A 14054-nucleotide genomic window follows, 5' to 3' on the forward strand; every position below is an offset into this window, starting at 1 on the left:
GGTTTTTAGAAAGGATTAACATTGCGTGAAACATTGCAAAACGTTAAGCGCCCATGCATATATTTTGTTCTTCCTTGCTACAACGAGGAGCCTGTTCTTCCGCAGACTTCTAGTATTCTTTTAAGCAAAGTTACTTTTCTTATTGAAAATAAGATTATTTCGGATTCTAGCCGTATTCTTTTTGTGGATGATGGTTCTAGAGATTCAACTTGGAATATTATTTGCGATTTACACCAGTCGAATCCTTCGCTTTTTGGCGGTGTAAAGCTTGCGCATAATCGCGGTCATCAAAATGCTTTGCTTGCTGGCTTAACTACAGCATATAAATCGGGTTGCGATGCTGCAATTTCCATGGACGCTGATTTGCAAGACGATGTTGATGTTGTTGATCAATTTATTGCAAAATATGTGGAAGGCTACGAGGTTGTGTATGGCGTTCGCTCGTCTAGAGAAACAGACACGTGGTTTAAGCGCAATACTGCATTAGCTTTTTACAGTGTTTTTAAGTGGATGGGCGCAGAAACCGTTCCAAATCATGCCGATTATAGACTTATGGGCAAGAATGCGTTGAAAGCTCTTTTGGAATACAAAGAAGTTAATCTTTTCTTGCGTGGCATAGTGCCGTCGATCGGCTTTAAGTCAACAAAAGTTGAGTATGTACGCGGTAAGCGCAAAGCTGGTGTGTCTAAGTATCCGCTTAAAAAGATGATTTCGTTTGCTGTAGACGGCATTACGTCTTTTTCTACTAAGCCTTTGAGTTTTGTAACATTTGCAGGATTCGCGTCTATTTTAGTTTCGCTATGCGTATTTGTTTACGTAATAGTTTCCGTTTTGCAAGGGAAAGCAGTTGCTGGTTGGGGCTCTGTTATGTTCTCAATGTGGTTTATTGGCGGATTGATTATGCTTTCAATCGGCATTGTGGGCGAATATATTGGAAAGATTTATATGGAATCTAAGCATCGCCCACGTTACGAGATTGAAACTACTATTTAGGTATTTAGGTATCTAGGTATCTAAATTCTTAACTTCTACTTAGTGCTTATTTTGCACTGGTTCAGAGAATTTTACGACTATATACTTGTTATCTAAAACAGTAGTGCATTTATTTGAAGGCCAAGAAGGCAGATTTTGTACGGCCTTTTCTGCGTTTATATAAGCGGATTCTAATACAGGAGTTTCCATCTTAAATCCAGTAGCTGAGCGTATAAAACCAGCTTTTACCCATGTGCCGTGAAGAGTTGAGAATCCAATCTCAAACATTGATCGCCCAATAAGTTCAAGCTGATCTGACTTAAATTCACTAGGATTGTAGTCTGCTATGTGATTGCCAACGAATACTACTTTAAGCGGATTTTTATGATTTGCTTGTATTGCTTCTATTCTTCTAGCAACATCTTGAGCAATGTAATAGTCTTGGTTGTAAGTCATGTATTCCGTGTAATACAAGCGATTTACTGTAAACGACTGACTTAATCCAATAATTGCAAGAAGAACGCACGCAATAATCGTTGTTAAAGTCTTTTTGCTAAATTGCATAATGTAATGCAACAAATACATGCATGCAAAAGCGCCAGCAAGAGGGTAGGTTAGTTCCGTTCGTGCTATTCCAGATGTGCCAAGTATTACGCTCATCATCATAGGGCTTGCAACTATAGCAATAGCAAAAATAATAGTAAAAGCGTTAAGCTCTTTACGAATCACTTGAACAATAGTTAATAACACTAAAGCGATTAATGCGATTGTTATAAATACGCTATGGAATATTGTTCTTCCTAGATACATGCTTTTTGCATGCGAAAGTATAGCATGAATGATTGTTGATATAGGGTCTTTACCCCAACGCATTTGTTCTTTAATGTACGGATCAACGAAGGTGTGGTTAGTGGCGATAACAATTTTGTTCAAAATCGCATAGCATGCATAGCTTGCTATAAACACGCAAATATATGTAAAAACGTAGGCTACTATGTTCTTGAATTTGCATGCATAGCTTCCTTTAACCATTAATGCAATCATTGCTGTTCCAGCAACAAAAACAGTAGTCATTGCTAAGTAGAGAGTAAAACCAAAAATTGCAAAAATAAGTGCCATTAATGTGTACGTTAAAAGAGTCTTAAGTTGCTTGCGATTTTGGTACGCGTTATGCGCACACATAAGCGATATGCTAACAAACATTAGCGCACAAGCTACGTCATCTCCCATAAGCAAGAATCCAAGCATTTCTGCAAGAATAGGAGCGCTTATAAACGGAATCATAAATAAAGCTGGGTGGAATTTTGTTCCTAAATTGTGCGCTTTGCTAAACAAATATGCCCATGTTGTTGCGGAGGCAAAAAGCGCAAGAATCATTAAGATTCCAGCTAATGAATTGTTATACCAGTATCTTCCTGTAACGTACTTAAAAGCTAGCAATCCAAAGCGTTCTAGGCGTATCCAAGAATTGTAAAGAGCCTTAGATCTAGAGATCATCTCTTCTGTGTCTATAGAAAAAGTATTAGAAAAAGCTTTTTGACCGTATGCAATAATCAAAAAAATTGCGCTTATTGCAAGTTCAACAACATTAGATTTACAAAAATAAATGAAGTCTTTAAAAGAATATGTTTTTTCTATAATTGCTCTAGTTGTGCTAGTTGAGTTGCTTTTTTTGCCGCATTTTGCAAGTGTAGCTGAATCTTGTAGTTGATTAGTGTTTAATTCTTTAATACAACTAGAGTCTGCTTGATTCATACTACAACCCTTCTATGCGTTTAATCTACATGCGCTACTTACAATTGTATTATAAGATTCTATACATGCTCAACAAGCTATAAGGATTACGTTTAGTAGTACAATAGACATGGTTTGTGCTGTTTTACTGATTAGTGTGCAATGGAGACGATTTATGAATCCTGCAATTTCCATAGTTGTTCCTGCGTATAACAAGGAGCCGTATATTAAGCAATGTATGGATTCACTTATTAATCAAACTCTTAAAGACATTGAGATTATTGTTGTTGACGACGCTAGTACAGATAATACTTTGCAAATTCTTCGCGATTACGAGAAAAAAGATTCTAGAGTAAAAATTATTGCTAAGGCTTTGAATGGCGGATTGCACATGGCTCGTAAAACCGCTGTTAAGGCAACTAGCGGAGATTACGTTCTTTTTGTTGACGCAGACGATGAGATTGAGCTTAAAACTTGCGAAGTTCTTTACTCGTACGTTAGTAGTCATCCCGCAGATATATTGCATTTTGGTGTTTCTATTCATCCAGAAGGCAAATCGGACGAAGATTTTGCATACAGTTACGATCAAATGTATGCGCAAACCAATGGGGATCAATCGGGAGACAATATTATAAAATCGTCGTTCTCTAGCGATTTTCCGCATTGGATGCCTTGGAATGTAATAACAGCACTTTTTAATGGCGATTTAATACGCGCTTCTTTTGAAAAAACAGTTTCTACTAGACTCACTAAAGTCGAAGACGCATACGAATACTTTGTAACGGCATCTTCTGCTAATACTTTGAAGGACTTAACGGCGTTCCGCGCGCTTAAATACCATATTGGCAGAGGAATTTCTGGAAGATCTAAAATAAGCGTTGAAAGATTTAGCACGGAACAGCAATACATTAAAGATGTTGTAAGCGCTGTTTACGATTTTGCTGGCGATTTTGCTAAAGAGTCTTCGATGAAAAGTCACAAGCAAACCGTTGAAGAAGCTGCAAAATGGTTTAATAATCGCGCTTTGAAAATAGTAAAAGATGAGTTCTTTACACGTCTAAAAGTCGAGGATTTTCAAGAAGCCATAAACGCTGTTATTGAAACATGGGGATTAGAGCGTGCGTGCTTGATTGTGCTCGAAGAGCTTGTGCACCTTATGAATCAAGTTGTAGAAGATGATTGCGTAATAAAACACGGCTCCGTTTGTGATGCTCTTCTTAACGTTTACCGAAACATTAAACCAGATAGTTTTAATGGTTCACAGAACGCAACTTATGCTGAGCAAGTAGACTTAATGTCTTTGCATATTATGCAGGTTCATAAGCAAAGATATGAAGAAGAACAAAAGCGTTTGCAAATTGAAGCGCAAAAACGTTACGATGCAATGCCAGCGTATAAGCGTTTTGCAAAAAAGATAAAAAATATGGTTAAAAACTTAACTAAACCAAAGAATGATAAATAAAGTCTAAAAAATAAATTTGCGATTAAACAAATTACAAAATTACACAATAGAATAATCAAAGATAATTAAAGGTAAATCGGGAGATAACATGATTTTGGAAAATCCAAAGCGCTTGGGCATTTTCTTCTTCTACGATGCGCAAGGTCACGCAGACCGTTATGTGTCTACGTTGCTTGATGGATTCAAACCATTCTTTAACGAGCTTGCGATTGTAGTTAATGGCAAAATCGACGAGCAAAGTGAGTCGATGCTTAAAAGCTATGCGAATAAGTTTATTTTGCGCGAAAACAAAGGTTTTGACGTGTGGGCGTACAAGACAGCAATGGATTCTTACGGTTGGGAGAATCTGGAAAAGTTTGACGAAGTAGTGTTATTTAACGCTACGATTATGGGGCCAGTTTATCCGTTTAGCGAAATGTTTAACGCTATGAACGCAAAAGACCTTGATTTTTGGGGCATAACAAAGTTCCATAAGGTTAATGGAGATCCGTTTGGCTACAGCCCGTACGGATACTTGCCAGAGCATATTCAATCGCATTTCCACGCATACAGAAAAAGCTTTATTCAATCTAAGGATTTTCAGGATTATTGGAATAATCTTCCACCAATCAACAGCTACTTTGAGTCGGTTGGATTGCATGAATCTGTGTTTACAAAGCGATTTGCAGATAAGGGTTACAAGTGGTCTGTATACGTTGATACGAGTGATTTAGAAGGCTACTCTTACGGTCCAATAACGTATGCTGCAAGGCAGATTGTGGAATATAAGCGTTGCCCGATTTTTAAGCGCAGGTCTTTCTTCCATGATTACTCCGACGTTTCTACGCAATCCGTTGGAAACCAAGCATTAGACTTATACGAGTATTTGCGGGATCACACCGATTACAACACGGATTTGATTTGGGAAAATGCTTTGCGAAGCATGAATATGGCAGATTTGATGAAGAATCTTCATTTGCGATACATTTTGCCGCAAAATCAGATTGTGGAAAACTCATCAACAGCTACATCAACTGCAACTGCTAAGTCTGCATCTAAGCCAAAAGTTGCGTTGTGCATGCACTTGTATTACATGGATTTGCTAGATAAAAGTTTGCACTATATTCAATCCATGCCGCAGTGGTGTGACGTTATTTTAACTGTAGGTTCAAAAGAAAACCAGCAAATCGTGAAACAGCGCGTGAAACAACTTCCGTATAACGTAGACGTACGGTTGATTGAAAATCGCGGTAGAGATGTGAGCGCATTCTTAGTGGGTGGCGGCGCAGATCTTATGAAGTACGATTACGTATGCTTTGCTCACGATAAAAAAGTCACGCAATTATCGCCTCGAAGCATAGGCGACGGATTCGCATACAAGTGCTTTGAAAATATTCTTGCAAGTAAAGAGTATGTGCAAAACGTTATAAATCTATTTGAAACGCATCCGCGACTTGGAATGGCAATGCCAACGCCGCCAAATCACGCAGACTACTTCCCAGGATTTACATACACTTGGGGTCCAAACTTTGAAGGCACAAAGAAATTCCTAGAAAAAACGTTAGGAATTAGCGTTCCGTTAGACGAAAATAAAGACGCTATAGCTCCGCTTGGCACAATGTTCTGGTTCCGCACGAAAGCACTGCACGGGCTATTGGATAGAAAGTGGACTTACGAAGATTTTCCAGCAGAACCGCTAAAAATAGACGGAACGTTGTTGCACTTTATAGAGCGAGCATATGGGTATGTGCCGCAATCAAACGGCTACTACGACGCATACATATTCTCCGACCACTTTGCGCGAATAGAAATGACGAATCTAGAATTCGATGTTCGAGAACTATCAAAATCTGTTAGCACGCCGTGGATTAAGCACAATTTGGAAGAAACTTGTAGAGAAGTAATGCGCGGAAAGCGCTTCCGCTACACTGTTTTAAGAGTGCTAAAAAGTATTGCAAAACGCGTATTTTATAAGGCTTTGTACATAGCTCAAAGAATTGTACACATTGGTCGTAAAGGTAAAGAAGATGAGTGATATAAGCGCAGATACATCGTTGCCAAAACTCGCGCGTGCAAAAAAACCGCGACTTTTCTACTTGGATTGGATTCGCGCAATAGCTGCGATTTTGATTGTTGTAACGCATTTTAACAATCCGTATTTGGAGCCTACGCGATTCTTTGTAAATAGGCCGTTTGGAATTTACATTGGTGGATTAGGAGTATCGCTATTTTTGATTATTTCTGGCGCCGCTCTTATGTACAACTACGGGGATAGAGAAAGCCTGGATTTGCGCACATTCTACACAAAGCGCGCAAAAACGTTGTATCCAATGTTTTGGGTGGCATTTGTAGTGGCGAATATTTTACTGTTTATTCGCAATAATGGCTATATTTTTGTACCAAGGCATAAAATAACAGCAATTTTTTCGCTTTTTGGAATGGATGGCTACGCTTCTGCATTCGGCGTAGGAACTTTTTATGTTCTAGGAGAGTGGTTCTTAGGGTTCATAATACTGTTTTACATAGTGTTTCCACTTTTAAGAGTTGGCGTAAATAAAATGCCAATAGCAACTGTTTGCATTGTGTTGGCTTTATACGCTGCAACAGTTGCGTTCTTTACTTTTTACCAGATTCCACGAGTGCCGTCTGATATTCTTTTAACAACAAGATTGCCAGAATTAGTATTTGGCATGATTTTTGTAAAGTTCATTAAAAAAGTTCCGCATTGGCTTGCTGCAATATCTTTTGTGATTCTTGCAGCACAACAATTAACGCATGTTTTGCAAGGCAATATTGCCGTTACGATTGTAGGAATATTTGCATTCCTATTGCTATCTTATATTGGCGAACTTGTTAAAAGTTTTAAGCCACTAAGCGCGTGCACAAAGTTTATATCCGCATATTCGTACCCGATTTTTTTGGTTCACCACGTGTTAATAATGCAAGTGTTTACAGTAATATATCCAGTGTGGCTTAATCGCTGGCAAGCGTACGGATTGCTAATCGCAGAGTTTGTGGTGATTCTTGTGCTTTCTGTAATACTCAAGCGTTTTACAAACTTGATTGTGGGTTTTGTGAGCAAATATTTAGTGAAAAGTAGTAGCAAAAATAGTGTTGAAAGTGCTGTGAGAAATCGCAGTGATAATAGCAGCACGAATCGCAGTTTGGATTAACATGCATATTTGTGCAGGAATAATCACCTATAATCCAACTTTAACAGACGTAAGCACGTGTTTAGAAGCGCTATGCAATCAAGTAGAGCGCGTAATAATCGTAGACAATGCGTCTAAAAATGTTAAAAGCTTGCAAGAAGTTGTAAGCAAATACGCAAACGTGACTTTAGTTAAAAACAGTCAAAATATTGGTTTTGCAAAAGCATTGACGCAAGTGTTTGAATGGGCAAAATCGCAAGGTTTCAACTGGGTTCTAACGCTTAACGACGATTCTGTTGTGCCAAGCAACATGATTAGCGAATACAAGAAAATCCTGGAAAATCAGGGAAGTCTTGTAAATCAAAAAAATGCAAAAAATGCAAAAATCGCAATTGTATGCTCTTTGCTAAAAAACCGTTTAGACGGCACGATTTTACACAGCAAGTGTCACGAAGACGAATGCATAACGTCTGGAAGCTTAACAAGCGTAGAAGCGTGGGCTAAGATCGGCGGATTTGACGAATGGTTGGAAATTGACGGAGTAGACTTCGACTTTTCAAGGCGACTAGTGCGCGCTGGGTGGAAAATCGTAGAGTGCCAAAACGTTATAATGGAACACCAAATCGGCAAAGCGCGCTCAATAAACTTGATTATAAAACACCCAATCGTGTGGAATCACAACGCAAATCGCAAGTACTACATAGCGCGAAATATGCAAGTAGTGGACTACAAAATGGGAACATACTCGTACGCTAAGTCGTTGCGTGCAGTTGTGCGAGATATGATTTTTGTTGCGCTGTGGGAAAAGAATAAATTTGCTAAGATTCACGCGATGATACGCGGATTTAAGGATGGGCAGCAAAAGATTCGTCAAATGCGCAAAATCTCATCTTGTAAAGCAGAGCAGAACGCGGTTTGAAAGGATAGCAATGATAGCAATGGAAAATTATGCTAAAAACGAAAATCCGCTAGTTTCTATAATCGTGCCAGTCTACAATTCTGCAAAATATTTGAGCGGATGCGTGGACTCGATTCTTGCGCAAACTTACAAAAACATAGAGCTGATTTTAGTAGACGACGGATCCAAAGACGACTCGGGTAAAATTTGCGATTCATACGCATCAAAAGATTCGCGAGTTAAAGTAATACACCAACAAAATGGCGGAATATCGCGCGCGCAAAACGCAGGGCTTGATGCAGCAAGTGGGGAATTTATAGCGTTTGCAGACAATGACGATATTCTAGATTGCAAAAATATTGAGATTTTGTTAAACGCGCTTTTGCAAAGCGGAGCTAGCATGAGCAAAGCAAAATGGCAGCAATTTGGGATAAGTAGCTTAGAGCAGATTAAAAGAGAAGCTGGCTTGGGTGCGCGTGGCTTGGGTGCGCGTGGATTGGGTGCGCGCGGTTTGAGCGCGAGCGGATTAGGTACGGAAAAATCGCAAGCAACCGCGCGTTTAGAGAGCGCGACTCAAATAAAAATCGTAGAAAATCCGCTAAAAGCGTATCAAACTGTATTTTGCAAAATATTTAGAATAATCGGAAACAAGCTGGGCAAAAACAGCGAAGCGCTCTACTTTAACGAAGCGAATTGGTGCAGGCTGTACAAGCGAGAGGTTTGGCAGGGAGTGCGATTCCCAGAAGGAAAGTTTGCGCAAGACACGGCGATGGCAAGCGTGCTGTACTCGCGCATGAATTGCGTGGCACATGTGGACGAAGTGCTGTATTACTGGCTGCAACGCACGGATTCCGTAACGCATAAAATGCGAGACGCGGGCTTTTACCACGATCATATAGACGCAGTTCGAGCAAATTGGGATTTGTGCTTAGAGCACAACGTTTTGCCAGCAAGAAGCTACTACACAATGGTTGGGAATTTGCGTTACGAGCGATGCGCGATGAAAAGCGGAGAAAATACGCTTAATGGCGGAAAAAATAGCGACGCAGAAATCCAAAAAATATACGAAAAAAATTATGCTAAAGACGTAGAATTTGCTAAATCAGCTGTTAAAAAGCTTACGATTTTACAGCGCGCGCAATGTTTTACGATGGCGTGTGTTAGGAATCTTGAAAAAATAATCTACGATTGCAAAATCAAAAATATGAAGTAATGCAATTAAAAATATGAAGTAATGCAATTGAAAATCGAAGAGTAAGTGCAAATCAGAAAGCAAGAAATGAGTGGGAAAATGAGCGAATACCCAGATTTAGTAGTTGTTGGAGCAGGATTGTTCGGCTTAACCGTAGCTCAGCAGGCTGCAGAACGCGCTGGCGCTCGCGTTGAGATTATTGACGTGCGTAATCATATTGGCGGCAATGCTTACTCGTATTTTGACGAGCGAACGGGAATCGAAATTCACAAGTATGGTGCGCATCTTTTTCATACAAGCAATAAGCGCGTGTGGGATTATGTGAACCGCTTTACAACGTTTACTAACTACGTGCATCGCGTTTACGCAACGCATGATGGCGAAGTGTATTCGTTGCCAATCAACTTGGGTACGATTAACCAATTCTTCCACGCGCACTACACGCCAGAAGAAGCAAAGGCGCTTATTGCAAGCCAAGCAGGGGAGTTTGCTGGTAAAGATCCGCAAAACCTAAACGATAAGGGTATTAGCCTAATTGGGCGCCCGCTTTACGAGGCGTTTATTAAGAATTACACGGCAAAACAGTGGCAAACGGATCCTTCTAAGCTGCCTGCTGGAATTATTAAGCGCTTGCCTGTGCGATTTAACTACAATAATCGCTACTTTAAAGACACTTGGGAAGGATTGCCAGCGGACGGATATACGGCTTGGATGCAGCGCATGATTGATAATCCGCTAATTCATGTTTCGCTTGGCGTGGACTTTTTCGACGAATCGCAGCCGTTTAACAAGCGCGCGCTGGCGGAAGCTGGAGTGCCAGTGGTTTATACGGGTCCAGTTGATAGGTATTTTGATTACGCGCTTGGCGAGTTAAAGTGGCGTACTGTTGACTTTAAGGAAGTACGTTACCAGGAGAGCGACCATTTTGGCTGCCCAGTTATGAACTATTCGGATGCTGATGTTACGTTTACGCGCGCGATTGAGTTTAAGAACTTTAATCCAGAGCGCGAGGAGGTTTCTACGGAGGCTAGCGGCGTTGCTAGCGGCGATGCTGATTTTGTGCCAGGTAAAAGCGTGAAAGCTGGGGAGACTGTGGTTTGGCATGAGTATTCTCGCGCTGCAACTCGAGAAGATGAGCCGTATTACCCTGTGAATACTGAGGAAGATAAAGCCTTGTATGCGCGCTATGCGGAGCTTGCAGCAGCTGAGACGAACACTGTTTTTGGTGGGCGATTGGGAACGTACAGTTACTACGATATGCACAATGTGATTGATATGGCTTTGCGCGCTTACGAATCGCAAGTAGCGCCACTTATTGCGCGCTAAGCGTAAGTAAGGCTGTCGCAAGTAGGACTGGCGCAAAGTATATAGTACGAAAAAGGGTTCCAACCACTCATATTGGCTAGAACCCCTACTCGCGGAGAATACGAGATTCGAACTCGTGAGGCTGTTACACCAACACGCTTTCCAAGCGTGCGCCATAGACCACTAGGCGAATTCTCCACATCAATCATTGCGCTAAACACACAACAAAAGACAACTTAAATAAGATAACATAGTGTGCGGATAATGCAAAATCGCGCGTTGCGCGACGACCTACCTTTTCGCTTAGAGCGTAGCTCGCTAACGACATTTCTAACGTTTTTGCGATTCTCAAATCACCTCAATAGATTTATTGCACATACACTCCTTGCAATTGAGCGTTGTTGATTATGTGCGTGTTGTTGATTATGTGATAGTGTAGATTTTTCATATGTAGTAAGCGATTTGCGATTTGTGATTTGCGACTTACTACAGATGTGCAAAACTACAGGATTATTATCAAATACAGGGTTTAAGTTTAGAAGGTGTTTAGCATGGATGTTGGTTTTGTAAAGAATATCCAAAAAATAAAGCCTAAAAAGACAAATCCTGCAGTTGATCATAGTCCGCGCACAATGATGATTGGCATAATCTTAACAATTCTTGGCGGCGCGCTTTGGGGCACAAACGCTACTGTTTCTAAGATTCTAATGTCTAAATACCTTGTAAGTCCGCTGCAAATCGCGTGCGTTCGTCAGCTTGCTGCAGGCGTGCTTTTTGTAATCGTTGCCTCAATTGTTAATCGCAAGCAACTCGTTGGCGCATTAAGCACAAAAAAATCATGGCCAATGCTAGTCGTAACAGGTATTGTGTGCGTGCTTTTAACGCAAGTTGCGTATCTTTTTACAATCGACTGGACTAACTCTGGAACAGCTACCGTTTTGCAAAGCCTCAATCTTCTTTTTGTGCTTGTTTACGTGTGTTTGCGGTCAAAAAGAACTCCGACTTTGCGCGAAAACATTGGTGTTTTGCTTGCGTTTGCAGGAACTGCGCTTATGGCAACGGGCGGCAATTTTAGCTCGCTTTCGCTGCCGTTGATGGGACTTTTGTGGGGATTAGCAGATGCTGCGAGTACGGCGGCGCTTGCGATTATGCCAGTTAAATTGATTGCAAAATGGGGAAATCTTACTGTAAACGGAATCACGTTTATAATTGCAGGTCTTATTATGCTGCCATTTGTGAAGCCATGGCAAACAATGCCTCCTTTAGATTTGAGCGCGTATTTGCTGTTTACTTTTACGATTGTTGGCGGAACTTTTGGCGCATATTGGATGTTTTTGGCTGGCATTATGCGAGTTGGATCTGTGCGCGGAACGCTTTTAGGCGCGAGTGAGCCTGTTATGGCTGCAATCACGGCTGTTGTGTTTACGGGAGCTGTGTTCTCGTGGGCTGATTTTGCAGGATTTGCGCTTATTTTTATTATGATGATTTTATTGAGGTGATTATTACGAATATGCAAGATGCACAAAACACGGATTTACAAAATCCAGATGCACAAAACCCAGTCAATCGCGTAGAGCAGATGTATGAGTACGGCTACCGAAAGTCAAACTACGGCCCAGACGAGCTTGTAACAGACGCGCACGGAAATCCAATCAGCGTTATGGATGCCATGCTAAGCGCGCAAGATGCAAGCACTGCGCAAACTCAAACTCCGCACTTGTGCTTCTATTCGCCTAGAATCCCAGGGAATACAGGCTCTGCGATTCGCCTTTGCGCGGTAACTGGTACGATTTTGCATCTTGTAGAGCCGCTTGGATTTAATCTTCAAGACACAAAGCTTCGTCGCGCAGGCCTTGATTATCACGATATGGCACACGTTGTTATGCATCCGAATTTTGAAAACCTTGTTGAGTCAATGCCAAATTCTCGCATAATTGCGTTTACTGCAAACGCCACAAAACTTTACACAGATATTGAATATAAGCCGAATGATATTTTGCTTTTTGGGCCAGAGCCAGGAGATATTCCAGACCCAATGGATATTATGGCAGGCCCGCATGTTGCGGAACAGGTTCGCTTGCCAATGCGACCTTCGCTTAGAAGCTTAAATCTTACGAATTGCGCATCAATCGCCATTTATGAGGCGTGGCGTCAGCTTGGATTTGAGGGCGGAAAATAGTCATAAATAGCTAGAAATCGTCATAAATAGCCAAAAATAGTCTTAAAACTACTCATGCATTACAATGGTTAATATGCCTGTGTTAAAACGTAAACCGAAGCGGAAGATTAGTGCTGCGCGACGCCGCATGTACATTCGCCGCCGAATCGTAGTTTGCGTGGGGCTGCTGGCTGTTTTAGCATTCTGCATTTTTTGCATAGTCAGCATTTTTAAGGGCATTAGCGCAATCGGAACCGCTATAAACAAACATTCAGACGTTACTCTATCTAAACAGCTTGTACCAGATCCAAGGCCTGTTGGAGTCATAAAAAAATGCAGTGCAAAAGACGTTAGAATTGAGCTATCTGCTGCATCTCAGGCGGTTCCTATGGGCGGAACTTTAGAGTTTAATGCTCACATTGTTTACGAAGGCGACGATTCGTGCAGGATTGACGCTTCGAGCGGAAGAATGGTGTTGAATATAGGCCAAAGCGCAGGCGGTTCATCGCAAGCGGCTGGCGATTCTTCTGGCGCAAAAGTCGATAAGTCAAATAAACAAAATAAATCGTCTAAAACTAAAACAAAAGAAAAACCGCAAGCAGTTGTTCCGCAATGGCAATCAGATATGTGCATAATTCCACTCAAGCCGCTACTTATGGCAAAAGGTGATTCGTACGATAAAAAGTTTACTTGGAATACAAACGCTACGATTGGCACGCCAAGTGGAGAAAATTGCGCGAATGACTCCGATTTGCCTAAAGTTTCGCGCGGAACGTACATTGCGCAAATCGAGCATAAAGATGTAGCAGGGTTGCAAAGCAATCCCGTTGTTATTTCTGTTAGCTAGTGTTTGTGTTGACTTTTGTTCAATATTTTGTGCATTTTTTGCAGTGCGTTTGTATCAAAAAACACCAAAATCAGGTACAAACGCACTACATGATTACGCAGATTTCACCAAACTAGGTAGAGATTCGAGATTTTTCGCAGCGGATGAAGCGAACCTCAGCATGAAATGGTGATTCGCTGAAGCAGCAAGAAAAATCGAGAATCTCGGCGATGAAAACTACGCAAAAGTTCTAGGCATTCAGAAGGTTTGATGTATTTCTATACGAGCAATAAAAGAGGAGCGTAGCGACGGGACTTGCGAGGAGAGAAATACTCAAACCTCGCGCAACAACAAATGCTATATGTGTAGATTAGTA

General features: G+C 41.0%; 11 protein-coding genes and 1 tRNA gene. 10 read left to right on the forward strand and 2 right to left on the reverse strand.

Annotated features, from left to right (window positions below; genetic code table 11):
• The first annotated feature begins 21 nt into the window (after window positions 1-21).
• Window positions 22-993, forward strand: a complete 972-nt coding sequence (locus HXT23_RS00680; protein ID WP_116438664.1) for a glycosyltransferase family 2 protein — start codon at window positions 22-24, stop codon at window positions 991-993.
• Window positions 994-1032: 39 nt separating this feature from the next.
• On the opposite strand, the gene HXT23_RS00685 is transcribed toward HXT23_RS00680, so the two are convergent.
• The gene (locus HXT23_RS00685) at window positions 1033-2727 is read right to left on the reverse strand and encodes a glucosyltransferase domain-containing protein (RefSeq protein ID WP_116438663.1); all 1695 of its coding nucleotides are present in this window, start codon (window positions 2725-2727) and stop codon (window positions 1033-1035) included.
• 154 nt (window positions 2728-2881) lie between these two features.
• Here HXT23_RS00685 and HXT23_RS00690 point away from each other — a divergent pair, with 154 nt between their 5' ends.
• The 6 genes from HXT23_RS00690 (at window position 2882) to HXT23_RS00715 (ending at window position 10715) form a co-directional block, all read left to right on the forward strand.
• Entirely contained in the window at window positions 2882-4168 is a 1287-nt protein-coding gene (locus HXT23_RS00690; RefSeq protein ID WP_116286085.1) for a glycosyltransferase family 2 protein, read from the forward strand.
• Window positions 4169-4256: 88 nt separating this feature from the next.
• Window positions 4257-6182 (forward strand): rhamnan synthesis F family protein, encoded by a 1926-nt coding sequence (locus tag HXT23_RS00695; RefSeq protein ID WP_422112911.1) that lies wholly within the window; start codon window positions 4257-4259, stop codon window positions 6180-6182.
• Window positions 6175-7320, forward strand: a complete 1146-nt coding sequence (locus tag HXT23_RS00700; protein ID WP_162861533.1) for an acyltransferase family protein — start codon at window positions 6175-6177, stop codon at window positions 7318-7320. The genes HXT23_RS00695 and HXT23_RS00700 overlap by 8 nt, the downstream gene beginning before the upstream one ends.
• 1 nt (window position 7321) lies before the next feature.
• Window positions 7322-8218 (forward strand): glycosyltransferase, encoded by an 897-nt coding sequence (locus tag HXT23_RS00705; RefSeq protein WP_020758864.1) that lies wholly within the window; start codon window positions 7322-7324, stop codon window positions 8216-8218.
• 19 nt (window positions 8219-8237) lie between these two features.
• Complete coding sequence (locus tag HXT23_RS00710) at window positions 8238-9410, forward strand: glycosyltransferase family 2 protein (RefSeq protein ID WP_116438747.1); 1173 nt, start codon at window positions 8238-8240, stop codon at window positions 9408-9410.
• A gap of 78 nt (window positions 9411-9488) precedes the next feature.
• Window positions 9489-10715, forward strand: coding sequence for a UDP-galactopyranose/dTDP-fucopyranose mutase family protein (locus HXT23_RS00715; protein ID WP_032839440.1), 1227 nt, complete (start codon window positions 9489-9491; stop codon window positions 10713-10715).
• A 92-nt stretch (window positions 10716-10807) separates the two neighbouring features.
• Here HXT23_RS00715 and HXT23_RS00720 read toward each other — a convergent pair.
• Window positions 10808-10892 (reverse strand) — tRNA-Ser (locus HXT23_RS00720).
• A gap of 353 nt (window positions 10893-11245) precedes the next feature.
• On the opposite strand from HXT23_RS00720, the gene HXT23_RS00725 reads away from it, so the two are divergent.
• The 3 genes from HXT23_RS00725 (at window position 11246) to HXT23_RS00735 (ending at window position 13699) form a co-directional block, all read left to right on the forward strand.
• Window positions 11246-12193, forward strand: coding sequence for a DMT family transporter (locus HXT23_RS00725; RefSeq protein ID WP_004129941.1), 948 nt, complete (start codon window positions 11246-11248; stop codon window positions 12191-12193).
• Window positions 12194-12204: 11 nt separating this feature from the next.
• Complete coding sequence (locus HXT23_RS00730; RefSeq protein ID WP_082258759.1) at window positions 12205-12873, forward strand: tRNA (cytidine(34)-2'-O)-methyltransferase; 669 nt, start codon at window positions 12205-12207, stop codon at window positions 12871-12873.
• A gap of 64 nt (window positions 12874-12937) precedes the next feature.
• Window positions 12938-13699, forward strand: a complete 762-nt coding sequence (locus HXT23_RS00735; protein ID WP_422112912.1) for a peptide ABC transporter permease — start codon at window positions 12938-12940, stop codon at window positions 13697-13699.
• The last annotated feature ends 355 nt before the right edge of the window (window positions 13700-14054 follow it).

Source organism: Gardnerella sp. DNF00257, from assembly GCF_049262745.1.
GTDB classification, from domain to species: Bacteria; Actinomycetota; Actinomycetes; order Actinomycetales; family Bifidobacteriaceae; genus Bifidobacterium; species Bifidobacterium piotii.